The sequence below is a fragment of the Arthrobacter sp. BI5 genome, from assembly GCF_056680065.1.
Genome location: NZ_CM155264.1, coordinates 3,773,390 through 3,792,256, shown reverse-complemented (window position 1 = coordinate 3,792,256; position 18,867 = coordinate 3,773,390). Strand labels below are relative to the sequence as shown.

Below are 18,867 nucleotides of genomic sequence, written 5' to 3'. Positions count from 1 at the left end.
CCACCAAATGAGCATCGCGACCATGCTGCCACTGGGTGAGCTCACGAACCCCGGCCAGATGCGCCTCGCCCTCGTCCAGGTGGTCAACTGGGGCACCTTCCATGGCGCCCACACGATGCATGTGGACCGCAACGGCACCCTGTTGACCGGCAATTCCGGCGTCGGCAAGTCCACGTTGTTCGACGCGATGCTGCGGGTTTTCGACGCCCGGCCGCGCTCCAACGAGGCCGCCGCGCAGCGCGCCGGCGGCGCGGTCGAGGACAAGCGGACCACGTTCACGTACATGCGCGGCAAAGTGGGGGACAAGGCCGTCGGCGAGGGCTCGGCCAGTGCGTTCCAGCGTCCCGGCGCCACCTGGTCCGCAGTCGCCCTGACGTTCGACAACGCCGCGGGCACCCGGGTGACGATCTCCGCGCTGTTCGACCTGCCCAAGAACGGCACCGAGTCCAGCGTGGGCCGGTACTACCTGATCGACAACAAGCCGTTGGACCTGGCGGCGGTCGAGGGCATCGCGGAGAAGCGGTTCACCAAGTCGGCGCTGGAGGCGATTTTCCCCGACGCACAGATCTTCGATGTGCACAAGGCCTTCGCCGAGCGTTTCCGGCGCCTGCTGGGGATCAACTCGGACCAGGCCCTGCCGCTGCTGCGCGTCATCCAGGCCGGCAAGGGCCTCGGCGGCAGCGTCAACACCTTCTTCCGCGACCAGGTCCTGGACGCGCCCGCCACGCTGGCCGCCGCGGACGACGTGGTCGAGGAATTCAGCAACCTGATGTCCATCCGGCAGCGGCTGGAGGACGTCCGGCAGCAGCGCGACCAGCTGGCTCCGGTCCCGGGGCTGAACAAGGAGTATGCGCAGTCCCTGCTCGACGCCAACCGGCTGCGGGACCTCGCGGGCGAGGAATTCGAGGCCTACAAGCAGCAGCTGGCCGTCACCGTGCACGAGAAGACCCTGGAGCGCTTCAAGGCGCTGGCGCATGCGAAAGCCAAGGAACTCGGCGCCGAACGGAGCGTCCGTGACGGCCTCGCCAAGGAGCTGCGCCAGCTCGAAACGGATTACAACAACCAGGGCGGCAACGCCATCTCCGCGATCGAACAGTCGCTGGAGAACGCCCGGGTGGGCCTCAAGCTCCGCGAACAGATCGAGGAATCCGCCCGCAAGGCCCTCACCGATGCCGGCCTGGAGCTCGAATGGACCGCCGCCGGCTGGGAGCAGGCGCACGAGCAGGCCGCCGCACGCTCGGCCGAACTCAAGGACGACTCGGAAGCGCTCAAGGAGCTGCGGTTCGAGGCCTTCGACTCCCACGCGACCAGGAAGCGGGAGCTCGCGGCGGCCCAGCAGGAACTCGTCTCGCTCAAAACCCGCAAGTCCCTGCTGCCGCCGTCGAGCATTGAAAACCGCAGCGCTATCGCGGCCGCCACCGGCGTCCCCGAGGAGCAGATGCCCTTCGGCGGCGAGCTGATTGACCTCGCCGAGGGCCACGAACACTGGCGGCCGGCGGCCGAGCGCGCGCTGCGCAGCCTCGCCAACACCTTGCTGGTCCCGGGCGAGCATTTTGCCGCCGTCACCCGCTACCTCAATGACCACCCGGTCCGCGGGGCGCTGCGCGCCGTGGACGTCTCCAAACCCCTGGCGGGCGGCGCGCTGGCCGTGCAGGACGCGGCCGACGGCGACCTGCTGGGCAAGCTGGATATCCTCACCGCCGGGCCGGCCGCCGAGCCGGGCGAGTGGATCCGGGAGCGGATCGCCCTCGATTTCGCCTACCCCTGCGTCGAGGACCCGGACGAGCTGGCCCGGCTGGACAAGGGTCTTAGCCTGGGCGGGGTGGTCAAGCGCAACCGCCACACTGTGGAAAAGGACGACCGGTTCACCTCCCGGCAGGACTACGTCCTCGGCTTCGACAACGCCGCCAAGCTCGAACTCGTCGCCGCGCAGGTGGCGGACCTGCAGCAGGAACTCGCCAAGGCCGCCGAACTGGCGCAAAGCCGGGAAGAATCCCACCAGGGCATGAGCCGCCAGCTCGACGCCCTGCGCCGCGTAGCCGAGGACCACCGGAGCTGGGATCAGGTGTCCGCGGCGGTCGCGGCCGACGAACTCGCACGGATTGAACAGCGGCTCAAGGACGCCCTCGCGGCGCAGGCCGACCTCGAACCGCTGCGCGCCAACATCGAGGCTGCCCGGCAGAGGCACCAGTCCAGCACTGAAGCCGCCGCCGTGCTGCAGAGCGAATACAAGGCCCTCGACTCGCAGCTCACCACGGCGGACTCGCTGCTGGACGCGGCGCGGCGGCGGCTCGCCCAGCAGCCGCCGTCGGACGCCACGGTTGAGGCGCTGGCGCCGTACTTTACGGACTTCGGCGACGTGCTGGAGATGCACGAGCTGGACAACCTGGCCAACCAGGTGCGGACCCGGCTGCTGGCCGAGCTGCACACGGCCGAATCCCGCGGGCAGGCCACCTCGGAGCGGCTCACCCGGATTTTCGAAGGCTTCGTGCGCGAATGGGGCACGGCCATCTCCGCCGACCACGGGACCTCGATTGGCGCCGCGGGCGAGTTCGAGGCCCGCTACCACGCGATTGTCAGTGACGGTCTGCCCGCGCAGGAGGCCGAGTTCCGGCAGTTCTTCAACCAGCGCACCCACGAATCCTTTAGCACGCTCCTGCACCTGCTGGACGAGGAACGCCGCTCCATCACCAGCCGGATCCTGCCGCTGAACGGCATTCTCTCCCAGGTGAACTTCCACGAAGGCAGCTTCCTGGAACTCGACATCAAGCAGACCCTCCCCGCCACGGCGAAACAATTCAAGGACGCCATCCAGAACGCGCTGAAAGTCCGCCACACCCGGCCGGGGAAGGTTGCGGCGGCCGCCGGCGCGGACTCCGACGACGACGCCGAGCTCACCACACGCTACAAGTCCCTTGAAACGCTGGTAAAGCGGCTGGGCTCGCAGACCCCCGAGGACCGGCGCTGGCGCGCCGAGGTGCTGGATGTCCGCGGCCACCTCTTCATCCAGTGCAAGGAGCACCGCGAGGTGCAGGGTTCCGGTTCCAAGGCGGCAGTGAAGGGCGGCGGCAAGAACCGTGCAGCGAAGACCGAGGTCTTTATGCACGCGGACACCGGCTCGATGTCCGGCGGCGAGCGGCAGCGCTTCACCGCGTTCATCATGGCGGCGGCGCTGAGCTACCAGCTGGGCATCGCCGAGCAGGGCTTCACCACGTACGGCACCGTGATGATGGACGAGGCTTTTGTGCTTGCCTCGGAGGAATTTGCCGGTGCCGGCATCAAGGCGCTGCACGAATTCGGCTTCCAGCTGCTCCTGGCCGCGCCGGAAAACGTGATTGACCTGTCCCGGCACCTCGGATCCGTCACCGAGATCCTGCGGGACAAGCGCACCAACCGCTCCGGCGTGCTGACGGCGCCGGTGATCGCCCCGGGCCCGGGCGCGGAGGGCGCCTGGCGTTCCGAGGCGAACCCGGTGGACATCGTCCTGCGCTGAGTCCGCGTTGTTGTTGCCGGGGCTAGGTTCCCCGGACGCGGTCCAGGAACTGGGCGGTCCGGCCCACCAGCCCGTCGATCTGTCGGCGGACCACGGCAGCCGGGTCCGGGTTGATCTCGTTGGCCGGGGGTTCCACCCGCACGTTGCGGCAGCACCCGAAGTCGGCGCAGATCAAAGTGCCCACGGTGTTGCCGTTGCGGCCGGATTGCCCGGCCCGCTTGGCCACCCACAGTAGGACATCATCTTTGGAGTGGATGTCGCGGCACAGCTCGCACAGGACGGACCGGTTCTTCTTGGCGCCGCCTTCCGGGGCCCGGAGCATGATTCCGGCGGGTCCCTTCGGGCCGGGCAGCAGCAGGTAGCCGCGCAGGGGCATCTTCGCATCGCGCCAGCCGAGGAAGTCGAGGCTCTCCCAGTCCAGGGTGTCGAAGTTTTTGGGCAGGTTGAGCTTCGCGGCTTCTGACCGGCTCGCGTTGATGAACGACGAGCGGACTTGCTGTCCGGTGATCTTTTGCATGTCGGAGTCTTTCGGAATCGAATGGTTCCCGCCGGGCGGCCAGATAGCGCCAAGGCGGTTGTGGGCAGGGGAGTGCCAGCCTGCGCGACTCCGGTCTGAACCGGGCGTTCCGTGGACTCAGTCCGCGGCGGGAGTGGATCCTGCGGGAAGGGCTGGCGACTGTGCGGGCGCGTAGCAGGCCAGAGCGGCCACCCCGCTAACCGCGGCAACAGTCATCATCGTGATGCCCATGCTCACTCCCCATCAATCCGTGCCATCAAAGGTGCATTGTCTTCCGGGCCGGTTCCGAACCTCCGGCCGGGCCCATCCTTGCAAAGCCGTGTAGTCCTGTCCAGTTTCACGCTTGGGCTCCTGACCGCCACGAACCGAGATAATTACGTTACTCAAACCTTGCGTAATCGGAAGAAGGGTAGGCTAGCCTTACTTAGGTCTGCTTCACTTACCTAAGGAGTTCCGTGGCTTCCGCCGTCTTCCCCCCTCCCGCCGGCCGTTCCGCCGGCCCTACCGCCGGCCCTACCGCTGGTCGTTCCAAAGGTCGCCGCCCCCGCAGCCGGCATGCCCTGCGAGCAGCGGCTGTAATGGCCGCCGTCGGACTGGGCCTTGGCGCCTGTTCAACAGGGCCGGTAGCCTCGACGGCGGCGGACGCTCCCGCCCCGGCTCCCGGCTCCGCGTTTCCGGTGACCATCAAAAACGTCTTTGGCGAGACCACCATCAAGGAACAGCCGCAACGCGTCGTCACGGTTTCCTGGGTCAACGACGACGTCGCCCTGGCCCTCGGTGTGGTCCCGGTGGGTGTCCCGAAGAATGAATGGGGCGGCAACGCGCAGGGGTCCACCCCCTGGAAGGACGCCGCCCTGGCCAAGTCAGGCGCCGCGTTCGGCTCGGCCAAAGCCCCGGTCCAGTACTCCGAGGCCGACGGCATCAACTTCACCGAGATTGCCAAGCTCAACCCGGACGTCATCCTCGGCGCCTACTCCGGCCTGACAGCGGAGGACTACAAGAAGCTCAGCGAAATCGCCCCCGTGGTGGCCCAGCCGGAGGTCGCCTATGGCACGTCCTGGCAGGAGTCCACGACCGTCATCGGCAAGGCCCTGGGCAAGGCGGCAGAGGCCGGCAAACTCATCGCCGACACGGAGAAGACCATCAAGGACAAGGTCGCCCAGTACCCCCAGCTGGCGGGCAAAACCTTCATTTACGGCAACCTCGAGCCGGCCAAGAGCGACGGCATCAACGTCTACACCGCCAATGACAACCGCCCCCGTTTCCTTAGTGAGATCGGCATGAAGCTGGCCCCCGTGGTGGAGGAGAACTCCAGGAACTCCGAGGAATTCTTCATCCCGTGGTCGGCGGAGAAGGCGAACGAACTCAGCTCCGACATCTTTGTGACGTGGGTACCCGATGCGAAAACCGCCGATTCCATCAAGAACGACCCCCTGCTTGGCCAGATTCCGGCCGTCCAGGGCGGCGCGCTGGTGGCCGATTCCGACAACACGCTCACGCTGTCCATCTCCGCGTCCTCGCCGCTGAGCCTGCCCTGGGCGCTGGACAGGTTCCTTCCGCAGCTGGCGGGCGCGGCGGACAAAGCCGCCGCCGCGGTGAAGTAGGCGCCGTTCCATGAGCCCGCTGACGACGACGGTGCGGCCGGCCACGCCAGGCAGCCCCGGCGCACCGGACCCCCGCGCTGCAGCGGACCCCTGCGCTGCTCCGGATAGGGCGGCAACGGCGTCCGGTTTAGCTGCAGCTGCGGTCCGCCGGACCGCCTGGCTGCTGGCAGCCGCCGGCGTGCTGGCGCTGGTGACCGCCGCGTCCCTCGCCATCGGAGCCCGGGGCCTCGGCCTGGGGACCGTGTGGCAGGCGCTCACCGCTTTCAATCCGGCCGACGGCGACCACGCCGTGGTCCACGCCCGCATCCCGCGCACCGTCCTTGGCCTGCTGGCTGGCGGCGCGCTGGGCCTGGCCGGGGCGGCAATGCAGGGTGTGGCCCGCAACCCGCTGGCCGATCCCGGCATCATCGGCGTCAATGCCGGGGCGGCGCTGGCAGTCGTTACCGGAATCTACGTGTTCGGGATCTCCTCGTTGTCCGGGTACATCTGGTGTGCCTTTGCCGGGGCCGCTGCAGCCGCCGCGCTGGTGTACCTGATCGCGTCGCTGGGCAGGGAGGGTGCGACGCCGGTGAAGCTGGCGCTGGCGGGGGCTGCCCTGAGCGCGGGGCTGTATTCGCTCATGAACGTCATCCTCGTCTCTAGCCAAGACACCCTGGACCGCTTCCGGTTTTGGCAGGTCGGCGGGATCGCTGGCCGTGACTGGTCCGCGCTCCAGGCCGGGATGCCGTTCCTGCTGCTGGGTGCCGCCATTGTGCTCGGGACCGGCCGGAACCTCAATGGGCTGGCGCTGGGTGATGACCTCGCCCGCGGCCTCGGCCAGCGGGTTGGCCTGACCCGGGGCGTCACGGCCCTCGGCGTCGTCCTGCTCTGTGGTTCGGCCACGGCGCTGGCGGGACCCATCGGCTTTGTGGGTCTGGTGGTTCCGCACGCCGTCCGCTTCCTGGCCGGCCCCGACTACCGCTGGATCCTGCCGTTCTCGATGGTGCTGGCGCCGGCGCTGCTGCTCGCAGCCGACGTCGCCGGCCGGGTCATGCTGCCTCCCGGCGAGGTTCCTGCCGGGATCATGACCGCGCTGGTGGGGGCGCCCGTCTTCGTCTGGCTGGTCTGCCGGAGCAGCGGGGCCGGACTGTGAGCACCGGGCCCAAGACAGTACCCCCGGCCCGGGTCTTCCCCGCCGAAGTGGCACCTCGCGGCAATGTTCCGCGCAAACACTGGCGCCATCTGCCAACTCGCGGGAGGCTGCCCGTCCGGACTGCGGCCCTGGCCCTCGCGGCGGCGGCCGTGTTCGCGGCAGGCATCCTGCTGGGCAGTTACACCGTCACCATTCCGGACTTCTTCACCATCCTGGCCGCCCACCTCACCGGCGGCCCAAAGATCCCCGGTGCGAGCTTCATCGTGATGGAACACAAGCTGCCGCGGGCTGTCGTCGGCGGGTTGGTCGGCGCAGCGTTCGGCCTGTCCGGCGCCCTGTTCCAGACGATGCTGCGCAACCCGTTGGCCAGCCCGGACGTGATCGGCATCAGCTACGGCGCCAGCGCCGCGGCCGTGACCGCGATCGTGGTGTTCGGGGCCGCCGGGGCCGCCGTGTCGGGCGCGGCCCTCGCCGGAGCGCTCGGCGTCGCGGCCCTCATCTATGCCATTTCCGGCCGCAGGTCCTCCGCTTCCCCGGCCGGCAAGGGCGCGGCCGGGAACCGGCTGATCCTGGCCGGCGTGGGAATCGCCGCCGCCCTGCAGGCCGTGGTCAGCTTCCTGATGACCCGGGCGGACATCCGCACGGCCGCCGACGTCCTCGTCTGGCTCAACGGCTCGCTCAACGCCGCCAACTGGGAGCGGGCGGGAGTCCTCAGCGTGGCACTGCTCGTGCTGGTGCCGGCCGTCGCCGCCATCGCCGGCCCGCTGCGCATCCTCGAACTCGGCGACGACACCGCCTCGGGCCTGGGTGTCCGCGTCGGCGCCACCCGGCTCGCCGTCGTCGTTACCGCCGTGGCCCTCTCTGCCGTGGCGACGGCGGCGGCCGGGCCGGTCGCCTTCGTCGCCTTCCTGGCCGGCCCGGTTTCCCGCCGCTTCGTCCGCAAGGCGAGCCTGCCGGCCTCCGCCCTGGCCGGAGTGCTGATCGTCCTGGCCGCGGACTTCCTGGCGGCGAACCTGGCCCCGCTCCTGCTGGGCGGCACCGTCCTACCCGTCGGCGTCGTCACCGGCGCCCTGGGGGCACCGTTCCTGCTGTGGCTCCTGGTCACGGCCAACCGAAAGGATGCCTGAATGGCTACCCTGCAAGCCTCCGGCCTGAGCCTCAAATACGACCAGCGGACCGTCATCGAGGGGCTGTCCACCGGCATCCCCGAGGGCAAGTTGACCATGATCGTCGGGGCCAACGCCTGCGGGAAGTCCACGCTGCTCCGTGCCCTGTCCCGGCTGCTGAAGCCCGCGGCCGGGACAGTGGTCCTCGACGGCAGGGATATCCACGCGCGGCCGGCCCGGGAGGTTGCCCGCACCCTGGGCCTGCTTCCGCAGCACCCGACGGCGCCCGATGGCATCACCGTCCGGGATCTGGTGGGCCGCGGCCGCTACCCGCACCAGGGCCCATTCCGCGGCTGGGCGGGCGCAGGGTCCGCGCAGGACGAGCGGGCGGTGCAGCACGCCATGAACGCCACTGACACGTTGGAACTTGCGGACCGGACGGTGGATCAACTCTCCGGCGGGCAGCGCCAGCGCGTGTGGATCGCGATGGCCCTGGCCCAGGAGACGGAGGTGTTGCTGCTCGATGAACCCACCACCTACCTGGACCTCGCGCACCAGGTTGAAGTCCTGGACCTGCTGACGGACCTGAACCGCGGGCAGGGCACCACCGTGGCGGTCGTGCTGCACGACCTTAACCTCGCAGCGCGCTACGCGGACCACGTCGTCGCCATGAAGGACGGACGGATCGTGGCCAAAGGGGATGCACGGACGGTGATCACCGAGGCGCTGGTAAGCGAGGCGTTCGGCCTGGAATCCCGGGTGATCACCGACCCCGTCTCCGGCACTCCTCTGATCGTGCCGCTCGGCCGCCATCACGGTGCGGCCACAGCACCGTCCACGAAAGCGCTGTCCGCCAAAGCACCGTCCGCCAGGGCACTGTCCGCCGAAAACACCGACCCCAGCTGGAGCTGATCCCATGACCGCAACGCTTCCCCCGCCCCTGACAACCGCGGCAGCGCCCGCGCCGCCTGCTGCAGAACCCATGACCCAGGCTTTTGAGGTCCGGGTCACGGCCGTTGAACAGCTCAGCCCCAATTTCCGGCGGATCACCTTCGGCGGCTACTCACTTCGGCACTTCGGGGTGAACGGCAGCACGCTGGACCTGCGGATCAAGCTGATGATCCCGTCCCGGACCCCCGACGGCACCCACGTCCCGCTGCCCGAGCTCAGGACCGAACGCGCCGGATGGTATGCCGAATGGCTGGCCCTGGACCCCGCCGTCCGCGGCTCCATGCGTACCTACACCGTGCGGCAGGCGCGCCTGGACGCCGTCTACCCGGAGATCGACGTCGACTTCGTGCTGCACCTGGACGCTTCCGGACACGGCGGTCCTGCCGCTAACTGGGCCCTGAACGCCAGGCCGGGCGACACACTGACCCTCATCGGACCCAATAACCGGGCCGCCCACTGCGTCACGGCGGAAAGCTACGCCGGTATTGAATGGCGGCCGGGCCTGGCCCAGCGCGTGCTGCTGGCCGGGGACGAAACAGCGGTTCCGGCCGTTGCTGCCATCCTCGAAAGCCTCCCGGCGTATCTGACCGGCCACGCCATCCTCGAGGTTCCGTCGGCCGCGGACTTCCAGGACCTCAGCTCGGCGGCCGACGTAGGCGTCACTTGGCTGGCCCGCGGGTCGGCCAACGGACCCCGCACGCACGGTGAACTGCTCCGGGCCGCGGTCCGGGCGGCCGTGCCGGAGCCCGGCTGGGTGGCGGCCACCGTCCCGCGCCCTGCCGGCGGCCCGGAACCCGAGGACGTCAACGTGGACCGGGACATTTTGTGGGAAACCCCGGCCCGGCTGGATTCCCGCGCGGCCGGAGCCGGCCGGAACCCCGACAAGCCCGCCGGCTCCGGGCCTTTTTACGCCTGGATCGCCGGCGAAGCGGGCACCGTCAAGGAGCTGCGCCGCTACCTGGTGCGGGACGTGGGGATCGACCGGAAGCAGGTGGCCTTTATGGGGTACTGGCGGCAGGGGAAGGCTGAGCACTAAGCCTGCGCCGGGCGGCTGCGGGCCGCCGAGCCGAACACCTTGGGTTAATCCGGCCGTTGCCTGCCGGTTTTGTGCAGCGGCTAGCGTGCTGGGGTGGCGTCATTACCTTTGCTTCCGGGCCCGGACGAGCGGCGGGTTTACGTTGCCCTGGGGGATTCGTTCACCGAGGGCGTGGGGGACCGCAGCAAGCGGCTGCCCAACGGGGTGCGCGGCTGGGCGGACCGGGTGGCGGAGAAGCTGGCGAAGGCACAGCCGGGCTGGGAGTACGCCAACCTCGCCATCAGGAGCAAGCGGCTGCGCCACATCATTGCCGAGCAGCTGGAACCGGCGCTGGCCATGAGACCGACCCTGGTGACCCTGTACGCCGGCGGCAACGACATCCTGGACTTCGGCACGGACATCGAAGACCTCATGGATGACTACGAATACCTGGTGGCCAGGCTGGCGGCCAGCGGCGCCACGGTGGTGCTGTTCACCGGGTTCGACGTCAAGGTCTCGGTGCTGCTGGAGCCGCTGAAAAGGCGCAACACCCTCTACAACCGGCGGGTCCGGGAACTGGCCGCCTGGTACGGCGCGGTGCTGGTGGACTACTGGTGCTTTGACGCCTTCCACGACCCCCGGATGTGGGATACGGACCGGCTCCATATGTCCAAGGCCGGCCACAAGTACCTTGCCGCCCAGGTCCTGGACCAGCTCGGCGTGCCGCACAACATCAGCCCCAAGGAATGGGAGCCGCCGGCCAGGCTGGGTCTTCGGGACCGGGAACGGCGGCAGCGCCGCTGGGTGAACGACTGGGTGCTTCCCCTCTTTGGCCGCAAGCTGCGCGGCGTCACGCTGGGGGATGAGCTCGGCCCGCGCTGGCCCGAACCGGTGAAAGTGCCCCGGAAGGGCGGGCTGAAAAAGCTGTTGCCGGGTTGAGCTAGCTGTCCAGCAGGTTCTCGTATCCGGGGGCGACGCGGCTGGCGTGGAACTCCTCCACGTCGAAGTCCGCGACGCCGTTGACGTAGAAGGGGTCCTTGGCCAGTGCGGCGTCCAAGTCGGCGCGGTCCGCGTTGGAGAGCAGGAGGCCGCCGGTGCGGGGGATCTTGCGGCCGGCCACCATGAAGACGCCGCGGTCGAAGGCATCCTGCAGCCAGGCGACGTGTGCCGGGAGGTGGAAGTCGACGATCTCGTCGGGCACCTTGTAGGTCAGGGAGACTACGTACATAGCGCCAGCCTACCGCCCGGAGCGCCCCGGAAACCGGCCCGAAGGCCGGTACTAAAACCGGCCCGAAGTTGAATCGTCAAGCATCGAGGCTCCTAGAATGGAGTCATGACCGAACCGCGCTGGCTCAATGCCGACGAACGCCGGGCCTGGCTGGCCCAGCTGAGCATCAACACGCTGCTGCCCGCCGCCCTGGACACGCAACTGCATGCGGCCGGGAAACTCTCGCTGTTCGACTACAACGTCCTGGCCATGCTCTCCGAAGCTGAGGGCAGGTACCTGCCCATGAGCGAACTCGCGGCGCGCACCAGCGCCTCGCTGTCCCGGCTCTCGCACGTGGTCACCAAACTCCAAAACCGTGGATGGCTGGAACGCCGGCCGCACCCCGGCGACGCCCGGGTCACGACGGCGCACCTCACCGACGCCGGCATGGCCACCATCGTGGGGCTCGCCCCGGCGCATGTCGAGGCGGTCCGCTCGCTGTTCCTCGACGCCCTCGATCCGGACGACGTCGCCGACCTGGCCCGCATTGGCGAAAAGATCGTGTCCCGGCTCGACGCCGGCCACTGGATCCTGCGGGAGAACAAACGGGCCTGAGACCCACGTGGGGCCAGCGGCCCGGTGTCCCCTAGTCTTGGCATTATGGAATCGCCGATCGACAGCTATCTGCGCCAGATCCACGCCGAGATCGCGCTGCTCAAGGACGGCAAGCCGTACAGCACCATTCCGGCCATGGCCAACGTGGACCCGGACAATTTCGGCATCGCCCTCGCGACCGTTGACGGCAAGGTGTACGAAATCGGTGACACCCGCGAGGAATTCACCATCCAGTCCATCTCCAAGCCCTTCACCTACGGCCTGGCACTCGAGGACCTTGGCGCCGAGGCCGTGGACGCCAAGGTCGACGTGGAACCGTCAGGTGATTCCTTCAACGAGATCTCCCTCGCCGAAGGGACGGGCCGGCCGGCCAACGCGATGATCAACGCCGGGGCCCTCACCGCCACCTCCTTGATCAGGGGATCCGGCGGGCAGTCCGGGTTCAAACGGATCCTCAGCACGTACTCCGCGTTCGCCGGCCGTCAGCTCTCGGTCGACGAGCAGGTCTACGAGTCCGAGCTCAAACACGGCCACCGCAACACAGCCCTCGCCTACCTGTTGCGCTCCTTCAACATCATCGAAGATGACCCGACACCGGTTCTGCAGGACTACTTCCGGCAGTGCTCGGTCCTGGTGAACTGCTTCGACCTCTCGATCATGGCGGCCACGCTGGCCAACGGCGGCCGTAACCCGCTCAGCGGCAAACAGGTGCTTGAGATCGGGCCGGTGGAGCGGGTGCTGTCCGTCATGATGACCTCCGGCATGTACGACGACGCCGGCGCCTGGATCAGCAGCGTGGGGATGCCGGGCAAGAGCGGGGTAGCCGGCGGCATTATCGCCGTGCTGCCCGGCCAGGTGGGCCTGGCGGTTTACTCGCCGCCGCTGGATGAGCACGGCAGCAGCGTCCGCGGGCTGGCCACCGCGCAGCGGCTCTCCCGCGACATGGAACTCCACTTCGTCCGGGCGGCCCGGGCGGGCCGGTCCGCCATCCTCGCCGCCTACGACGTTACCGAAACACCCTCGGGCATCCGCCGCAACAACGAGGCCGCCGATGTCCTGCGTGCCCACGGCCACCGGGCTCGGGTGATCGAACTCAACGGCGACCTCCTCTTCGCCGGGACGGAATCCATGGTGCGTGAGCTCAGCGGCCTGGCGGACGACGTCGAGCTGGTGGTCCTGGACATGCGCCGCACGGACCAAGTCAGCGAGGTCGCGGTGCGTACGCTGGCCAGAATCAGGGAGGGGATGGCCGACGCCGGGCGCGACCTGGTGCTGGTTGAGGCGGACGGGTCGGTCACCGAAGCCCTGGCAGCGTCAAGCGAGCGCCCTGTTCCGTCCTTCACGACACGGAGCGCCGCCGTCGAATACTGCGAAAACCGCCTGCTGGAGCGCCACGGGGACCATCTGCTGCTCCCGGACCACGTTCCCGTCACCGCCTCGCCCGCGCTGGCGCCACTGGAGGAAGCGGAGGCGGCGGCGCTGGAAGCGCTGATGACGCCGAAATCCTATGTCGACGGCGACGTCATCCGGCGCGTCGGTCTGCGGTTCGGCGGGGTCTACTTCATCACCTCCGGAAAGGTCAGCAGCACGTCCCCCGGGCCCACCGCGGACCGGGTCAAGCTGAACACCCTCAGTGCCGGGATGACCTTTGGCGAACTGGCGCTGGGCAGCGGCAACCGGCAGGAAACCACTGTCCGGGCAGTGGGGCCGGTGGAGGTCATGGTGCTCAGTGTGGAGGCGATCGCTGAGCTGGAAGCCGCCGACCCTCGCCTGGCCATTGCCCTGTGGAAAGCCCTGACCCGGGACGCCTACACCCGGGTGGAGCAGTACCTGCGCGAAACGGCGGTACGGATCCGCGAATAGCGGATGCCGCGATTCCCCGGCGTGGCCCACCCAAGTGGGCTCTGGCAGACTGAATCCATGGATTTCACAGCCCGCTACGTTGCCCTTGGAGACTCCTTCACGGAGGGCGTCGGCGACGACGACCCGGCCCGCCCGAACGGCGTGCGGGGCTGGGCGGACCGCGTCGCCGAGCAGCTGGCCGTAGCCGACCCCGGATTCGGCTACGCCAACCTCGCCATCCGCGGACGGAAGCTCCGCCAGATCATGGCCGAGCAGGTGGACGCCGCCGTCGCGCTTAAACCCACCCTGGTGACCATCTACGCCGGCGCCAATGACATCCTCCGTCCCAAGATCGACATCGATGACCTGCTGGTGGAATACGACGCCGGCATCCGCAAACTCAAGGCCACCGGCGCTACCGTTGTAATGTTCACCGGCTTCGACGCCCGCGGATCCAAGGTCTTCGGCACCATGCGCGGCCGCACCGCCATCTACAACGAGCTGGTCCGCGGCATTGCCGGAGACCACGATGCACTGCTGGTGGACTATTGGCGGTTCAGCGAGTACTACGACTGGGGCATGTGGGCCACCGACCGCATGCACATGTCCGCCGCCGGCCACGCCAACATGGCCAAGCGCGTCCTGACCGTGCTGGAGCACAACCACTCGATCGACGTCCCGCCGATGACGCCGGTTCCGGAACTTAGCCGCTCCGAGGCGATCCGCGCGAACGCCCGCTGGGTCCGCGAGTTCGCCGGGCCCTGGGTGATGCGCCGGGTCACCGGCAAGTCCTCCGGCGACGGCCTCTCGCCGCGGTATCCTCAGCTCACCCGCCTCTAGCGCTACGCCGGCTAGCCCGATGCAAGGAGCAGCACCAGGATGAACAGCAGCCCCCTCGCCTTCCCAGCCGGCTTCCTGTGGGGAGCTGCCACCGCGGCGTACCAGATCGAAGGGGCCGCCCGCGAGGGAGGCCGCGGGGAGTCCATCTGGGACGTCTTTTGCCGCGTGCCCGGGGCGGTCGCGGACGCCCACAACGGCGACGTCGCCTGCGACCACTACCACCGCTCTGCCCAGGATGTCCGGCTGATGCAGGACCTGAACCTCGCGGCCTACCGCTTCTCCATCTCCTGGGCCCGCTGCATGCCCGACGGCGTAACGCCGAATGCGGAAGGAATCGCCTTTTACTCGCGGCTGGTCGACCAGCTGCTCGCCGCAGGCATCACCCCCTGGGTCACGCTCTACCACTGGGACCTGCCGCAGGCCCTGGAGGACAAGGGCGGCTGGGCGGCGCGGGAAACTGCCGAGCGTTTCGCGGACTATGCCGCGGTGATGCAGGAGGCGCTCGGCGACCGGGTTCGGATCTGGACCACACTCAACGAACCCTGGGTCTCCGCGTTCCTGGGCTATGCCGCCGGGATCCACGCCCCCGGACGGCGGGACCCGGCAGCGGCGCTCGCCGCGGTCCACCACCTGCTGCTGGGCCACGGCCTGGCCGTCTGGGAACTCCGCCGGCGAGAGCCTGAGGCGACCTTGGGCATCACCTTGAACCTGACGGTGGCCGATCCGGCGGACCCGGCCCGGGAAGGGGACGTAGACGCGGCCCGCCGGGTTGACGGCCAGTCCAACCGGCTCTTCCTGGACCCGCTCTTCCGCGGCGAGTATCCGGCGGACGTGCTCGCCGACGTGGCCCACCTCGGCATGGCCGACGTCGTCCGGCCGGGGGACCTGGACATCATTTCCGAGCCCGTCGACCTGCTGGGCGTCAACTACTACCACGGGGACGCTTTCACCACGGATCCGGAGCAGGGACCGGCCGGGCCGCCTGGAGGTCCGGCCTCACCCTTGGTAGCGGCCGACGGCGTCCGGCAGGTCCCGCGCGGCCTCCCTGTCACCGGGATGGGATGGGAGGTCCAGCCCGAGGGTCTGCGCCGGCTGCTGAACCGGCTGCAGCGCGACTACACCGGCCCGGCCGGGATCCCGATTTACATCACCGAAAACGGTGCCGCCTTCGAGGACGTTCCCGACGCCGAGGGGTTCGTGGATGATCGGGCCCGGCTGGACTTCTTCGATGCACACCTGCGGGCACTGCACGAGTCGCTGGCAGACGGCGTGGACGTCCGCGGATACTTCGCCTGGTCCCTGCTGGACAACTTCGAATGGGCGTTCGGTTACCACCAGCGCTTCGGGCTGGTCCGGGTCGACTACGAAACGCAGCGCCGGATTCCCAAGGCCAGCGGGCTCTGGTACTCCCGTGTCGCGGCCTCGAACACAGTGCCCGCGGTGGGAGAGGGCTGGCAGTAGCGGCAGGAGCGGCCGCAGAATCCGCAGCGGGGGCTGGTGCAGCGGCCCCGGGGGAGGCCCGTCGTCGTGCCTTGCTAGGCGCGGAACCCCGGCGTCGCGAGCATTCCCCCGTCAGTCCGGATGGCGAGCACTTCGACGTCCCAGCCGCTGGTAGCGCGGTTGAGCATCTGGACGCCCCCCGCCACGACGGCCGTTGCGAGCACGTCGGCGGTGACAATATCAGCGGCGACAACCGTGACCTGGCGGAACTCGCTGGCCCCGGACCCGCGGGTCCAGATGTGGTCGCCGCGTTCGGCGGAGCCGGAGGTGGCCAAGGCACCAAATCCGCTGCCGCCGCCCAGCGGGAACGCCGCAATCAGGGTCCGGCGGTCCTGCGGATCGACAATCCCGGCCTGCCACGAGGCGCTGCTTCCCGCGATCGGCGAACCGGCCACCAGCACATCGCCGCCGGCGTTGAGGCACCAGTCACGAAGCCCCAGTGAGTGCAGTGCGGCTCCGGCTTCCTGGATCGCAAACCCCTTCACCAGCCCCGACAGGTCCGGCACGCCGTCCGGCCGTTCCGGCGTGAACGCACCCTCGGAGAGCAGACGCCATTCGGCGGCTTCGGCGTACCGGTCCCGGAACTCCTGCGAGGCGCCGCGCAGCGACAGCTCCCCGCGCGCCAGCCTGCTGGCCTCGGACCCGATCCGGTAGAGGCTGAAGCGGGCGTCCAGTTCCAGGAAGCGTCGTTCAACGACGCCAGCGGCCTCTGCCAGCGCGGCCTCCGCCGCCGGGGACCGGTAACCGGTCGCGGCCGGGACGGTGAGGCTGACGACGGTCCCCATGGACCGGAAGGTCTTGGCCAGCAGGTCCGGCCGGTCCAGCTCAGAGGTGGGCTGCATCGAGGGCTGCCTGGAGCGAGGTCAGGTAAGCGTCACTGGTGACGGTGGCGCCGCTGATGGTCTGAACGTTGGCTGATTGGGCCTGGAGGACCTCCTCGCGCAGCAGGGGTGCGGCGTAATTGCTGATCTGCACCGACCGTCCGCCGTCGTCCGTGAGTTGGAGGGCGGTGACATCGAAGATGGTGCCGCCGCTGACGGTGATCTGCACCTGGACGGGGCCGAAGCGCGTCTGCACGACGTCGCCGGCATAGCTGCCACCGGCCTTCGCCGCCGCGCCGGTGGACCCGGACGAACCGGACGAACCGGTGGTTCCGGAGGATTGAGCCGAACTCCCGGCGGAACCGCTGGACCCGAGGCCGGTGGAGCCGGCCCCGGTGGAGCCGCTTGTTGTGCCGGCGGCGCTGGCCGTGCCGGCCACGTGCGTCCCGGACTGCCAGCCGGCCACGAGGATCCCGACCGAGGCCAGGGTTGCTGAAACTACTGCACGAATTCTCACCAGTCGAACCTTTCGTAGTGGAGTTGTTCTTCCCGCACACCGGCCCGGCGTGCGTCATCGAGGACGTTTTGTGCCCAGCCGGCCGGCCCACAGACGTAGACGTCGGCGTCGGCGATGTAGGGCGCGTAGCTCGCCAACCGGTAGCCGGCGCGCGCCTCCGCTTCCGGCTGCCAGGTCTGGACGCCGCGGGGCCGGCGGCCGGTCAGATGGAAAAGGGTGGCGCCGCGTCGCCGGCAGAGCTCAAGGACTTCCTCGCCGAGATACAGCCCGGACTGGCTATGGCCGCGGAGAATCACGGTCGCGTCACCCGGGGCGAAGGGGGTGTTCTCGAGCAGTGCGCGGATGGGGGTGATGCCGATGCCGGCTCCAATCATCACGACGTGCCTGCGGCTGCGGGCCGCGGTACTGAAGAGCCCGTACGGACCTTCGACAGCTACCCGGGTGCCGGGCTTCAGCCGGGCGAGGCTCTCCGAGCCCCTGCCGAGGTTCCGGACCGTAATCCGCAGCCGGCCGCCGCCGTCGGCGTCGAACTGCAGCGGCTCTGCCGAGAGGCTGAACGGGTGCGGGTGCCACCACTGGCCCGGGGCGAGGAAGCGCCAGATGAAGAACCGACCGCCGCTGCCGCCCAGTTCGTCGAGGTGCCGGCCCGTCATTTCGATGCTGACCACGCCGTGCCCCGCGGCCACGACGCGGCTGACCCGCAGCTGGTGCCGGACCGTGGCGACGATCGGCTCAAGGACGCGGTAGTGCAGGAGTGCGGCGCCGGTGGCGATGCATACTGCCAGCCAGTACCAGCGCTGCCAGGTGCCTTCGGCGAAGAGCCCTCCGACGCTGAACTGGTGTGGTAGCGAGGTCAGCACGGCGGCATAGGTCAGCAGGTGGACGGCGTACCAGAATTCATAGGGGAACCGGCGGCGGACGGCCACCAGGGAAGTGACGACCACCGCGAGGAACAACGCAAGGGAGACGAACGCCAGCCACATGTCGGGAACGATGACCCACAGGGCCACCGACTCGCTGATTGGATCGAGCCCCTCGGCCATGCCGTAGCCGGCCGCGATCAGCACGCCGTGCGCCAGCAGGAGGTAGAGCGACGGCTTGCCGAGTTTGCGGTGGAATTCGAGGGCGCGGTCGTGGCCCACGGCGCCGTCGATGATCGGAAGACGGGCGGCAAGGAGCAGCATGAGGAGCACCAGGTCCATTCCGGCGAGCCCGGCGACGATCCCCAGGGCCGTGAACGCACCGGCAACGCTGGAGAATCCGGCGGCGCCCCCGTCGGCAAGCCACAAAGCCACGGCCCCGGCAACCGATGCCCATGCGATCACCGTGACGAGGTCTGCTTTGAACAGCCGTTTGCGGTACTGCCCCTTGAAGGGGTTGCCAGCAGTCGGCGCCCGTCGGGCCGTGGGCTGCAAGGCAGTCTGGGTTGGTGTGTTCATGGTTTCAGAATCTGCCCGCCGCCTTTCATTTTGCTGTGAAAGGCCTACGCCGCTGATGTGACTTGCCTGCGCAGGGTCCGCCGCCGCTTATACACCCTGCAGGCCCGGATTGGTCTTTAATTCGCCTAGCTCGTAGACTTGGTAGGCGCTAGGTGGCGCGGAGCGTGTGCAATTGCTCCGGTTGGCGGAAATGGCTGAGGAATCAGACACTCCCGGCGGCCGGTAGTTAGGGGCTCAAGTTGCGTGCACTCCTGTATTCGCCCAGTAT

Annotated in this window: 16 protein-coding genes; 11 read left to right on the top strand and 5 right to left on the bottom strand. The window is 68.9% G+C overall.

What is annotated here, in order from left to right:
- Positions 1-7 precede the first annotated feature (7 nt).
- Positions 8-3,493, top strand: coding sequence for an ATP-binding protein (locus AC1MED_RS17515; RefSeq protein ID WP_479784700.1), 3,486 nt, complete (start codon positions 8-10; stop codon positions 3,491-3,493).
- A gap of 22 nt (positions 3,494-3,515) precedes the next feature.
- On the opposite strand, the gene AC1MED_RS17510 is transcribed toward AC1MED_RS17515, so the two are convergent.
- On the bottom strand, positions 3,516-4,010 hold the full coding sequence (locus tag AC1MED_RS17510) for an FBP domain-containing protein (protein WP_479784698.1): 495 nt from the start codon (positions 4,008-4,010) through the stop codon (positions 3,516-3,518).
- A gap of 578 nt (positions 4,011-4,588) precedes the next feature.
- Here AC1MED_RS17510 and AC1MED_RS17505 point away from each other — a divergent pair.
- The 6 genes from AC1MED_RS17505 to AC1MED_RS17480 all read left to right on the top strand — a co-directional run bounded on the left by AC1MED_RS17505 (position 4,589) and on the right by AC1MED_RS17480 (position 10,757).
- Entirely contained in the window at positions 4,589-5,614 is a 1,026-nt protein-coding gene (locus AC1MED_RS17505; RefSeq protein WP_479784697.1) for an iron-siderophore ABC transporter substrate-binding protein, read from the top strand.
- Between the two features lie 10 nt (positions 5,615-5,624).
- Positions 5,625-6,746 (top strand): FecCD family ABC transporter permease, encoded by a 1,122-nt coding sequence (locus AC1MED_RS17500; RefSeq protein WP_479784695.1) that lies wholly within the window; start codon positions 5,625-5,627, stop codon positions 6,744-6,746.
- 89 nt (positions 6,747-6,835) lie between these two features.
- The gene (locus tag AC1MED_RS17495; protein WP_479786720.1) at positions 6,836-7,873 is read left to right on the top strand and encodes a FecCD family ABC transporter permease; all 1,038 of its coding nucleotides are present in this window, start codon (positions 6,836-6,838) and stop codon (positions 7,871-7,873) included.
- Positions 7,874-8,764, top strand: a complete 891-nt coding sequence (locus tag AC1MED_RS17490; protein WP_479784694.1) for an ABC transporter ATP-binding protein — start codon at positions 7,874-7,876, stop codon at positions 8,762-8,764.
- A 70-nt stretch (positions 8,765-8,834) separates the two neighbouring features.
- On the top strand, positions 8,835-9,839 hold the full coding sequence (locus AC1MED_RS17485) for a siderophore-interacting protein (protein WP_479784692.1): 1,005 nt from the start codon (positions 8,835-8,837) through the stop codon (positions 9,837-9,839).
- 93 nt (positions 9,840-9,932) lie between these two features.
- Positions 9,933-10,757, top strand: coding sequence for an SGNH/GDSL hydrolase family protein (locus AC1MED_RS17480; protein ID WP_479784690.1), 825 nt, complete (start codon positions 9,933-9,935; stop codon positions 10,755-10,757).
- A gap of 1 nt (position 10,758) precedes the next feature.
- Here AC1MED_RS17480 and AC1MED_RS17475 read toward each other — a convergent pair whose 3' ends face one another.
- The gene (locus AC1MED_RS17475) at positions 10,759-11,046 is read right to left on the bottom strand and encodes a YciI family protein (RefSeq protein ID WP_346958911.1); all 288 of its coding nucleotides are present in this window, start codon (positions 11,044-11,046) and stop codon (positions 10,759-10,761) included.
- Between the two features lie 105 nt (positions 11,047-11,151).
- Here AC1MED_RS17475 and AC1MED_RS17470 point away from each other — a divergent pair, with 105 nt between their 5' ends.
- The 4 genes from AC1MED_RS17470 to AC1MED_RS17455 are packed head-to-tail and all read left to right on the top strand — an operon-like array spanning position 11,152 to position 15,783.
- On the top strand, positions 11,152-11,640 hold the full coding sequence (locus tag AC1MED_RS17470) for a MarR family winged helix-turn-helix transcriptional regulator (protein ID WP_346958912.1): 489 nt from the start codon (positions 11,152-11,154) through the stop codon (positions 11,638-11,640).
- A gap of 45 nt (positions 11,641-11,685) precedes the next feature.
- Positions 11,686-13,503 carry a glutaminase A gene (glsA, locus tag AC1MED_RS17465; RefSeq protein ID WP_479784688.1) on the top strand — a complete coding sequence of 606 codons (1,818 nt, stop codon included), beginning with the start codon at positions 11,686-11,688 and terminating at the stop codon, positions 13,501-13,503.
- 57 nt (positions 13,504-13,560) lie between these two features.
- On the top strand, positions 13,561-14,322 hold the full coding sequence (locus AC1MED_RS17460) for an SGNH/GDSL hydrolase family protein (RefSeq protein ID WP_479784687.1): 762 nt from the start codon (positions 13,561-13,563) through the stop codon (positions 14,320-14,322).
- 39 nt (positions 14,323-14,361) lie between these two features.
- Complete coding sequence (locus AC1MED_RS17455) at positions 14,362-15,783, top strand: GH1 family beta-glucosidase (RefSeq protein WP_479784685.1); 1,422 nt, start codon at positions 14,362-14,364, stop codon at positions 15,781-15,783.
- A 74-nt stretch (positions 15,784-15,857) separates the two neighbouring features.
- Here the strand turns inward: AC1MED_RS17455 and AC1MED_RS17450 are convergent, their stop codons facing one another.
- The 3 genes from AC1MED_RS17450 to AC1MED_RS17440 are packed head-to-tail and all read right to left on the bottom strand — an operon-like array spanning position 15,858 to position 18,599.
- A complete protein-coding gene (locus tag AC1MED_RS17450; RefSeq protein ID WP_479784684.1) occupies positions 15,858-16,664 on the bottom strand; it encodes an FAD:protein FMN transferase in 807 nt (268 codons plus the stop codon).
- Positions 16,648-17,160 carry an FMN-binding protein gene (locus AC1MED_RS17445; RefSeq protein WP_479784682.1) on the bottom strand — a complete coding sequence of 171 codons (513 nt, stop codon included), beginning with the start codon at positions 17,158-17,160 and terminating at the stop codon, positions 16,648-16,650. The genes AC1MED_RS17450 and AC1MED_RS17445 overlap by 17 nt, the downstream gene beginning before the upstream one ends.
- Positions 17,157-18,599 carry a ferredoxin reductase family protein gene (locus AC1MED_RS17440; protein WP_479784680.1) on the bottom strand — a complete coding sequence of 481 codons (1,443 nt, stop codon included), beginning with the start codon at positions 18,597-18,599 and terminating at the stop codon, positions 17,157-17,159. The genes AC1MED_RS17445 and AC1MED_RS17440 overlap by 4 nt, the downstream gene beginning before the upstream one ends.
- Between the last annotated feature and the right edge of the window lie 268 nt (positions 18,600-18,867).

Excerpts from the sequence above, each read along its gene's own strand:
- AC1MED_RS17515 (WP_479784700.1), top strand. The coding sequence starts at position 8 with ATGAGCATCGCGACCATGCTGCCACTGGGTGAGCTCACGAACCCCGGC.
- AC1MED_RS17510 (WP_479784698.1), bottom strand. The coding sequence starts at position 4,010 with ATGCAAAAGATCACCGGACAGCAAGTCCGCTCGTCGTTCATCAACGCG.
- AC1MED_RS17505 (WP_479784697.1), top strand. The coding sequence starts at position 4,589 with ATGGCCGCCGTCGGACTGGGCCTTGGCGCCTGTTCAACAGGGCCGGTA.
- AC1MED_RS17500 (WP_479784695.1), top strand. The coding sequence starts at position 5,625 with ATGAGCCCGCTGACGACGACGGTGCGGCCGGCCACGCCAGGCAGCCCC.
- AC1MED_RS17490 (WP_479784694.1), top strand. The coding sequence starts at position 7,874 with ATGGCTACCCTGCAAGCCTCCGGCCTGAGCCTCAAATACGACCAGCGG.
- AC1MED_RS17485 (WP_479784692.1), top strand. The coding sequence starts at position 8,835 with ATGACCCAGGCTTTTGAGGTCCGGGTCACGGCCGTTGAACAGCTCAGC.
- AC1MED_RS17475 (WP_346958911.1), bottom strand. The coding sequence starts at position 11,046 with ATGTACGTAGTCTCCCTGACCTACAAGGTGCCCGACGAGATCGTCGAC.
- AC1MED_RS17470 (WP_346958912.1), top strand. The coding sequence starts at position 11,152 with ATGACCGAACCGCGCTGGCTCAATGCCGACGAACGCCGGGCCTGGCTG.
- glsA (WP_479784688.1), top strand. The coding sequence starts at position 11,686 with ATGGAATCGCCGATCGACAGCTATCTGCGCCAGATCCACGCCGAGATC.
- AC1MED_RS17460 (WP_479784687.1), top strand. The coding sequence starts at position 13,561 with ATGGATTTCACAGCCCGCTACGTTGCCCTTGGAGACTCCTTCACGGAG.
- AC1MED_RS17455 (WP_479784685.1), top strand. The coding sequence starts at position 14,362 with ATGAACAGCAGCCCCCTCGCCTTCCCAGCCGGCTTCCTGTGGGGAGCT.
- AC1MED_RS17450 (WP_479784684.1), bottom strand. The coding sequence starts at position 16,664 with ATGCAGCCCACCTCTGAGCTGGACCGGCCGGACCTGCTGGCCAAGACC.
- AC1MED_RS17440 (WP_479784680.1), bottom strand. The coding sequence starts at position 18,599 with ATGAACACACCAACCCAGACTGCCTTGCAGCCCACGGCCCGACGGGCG.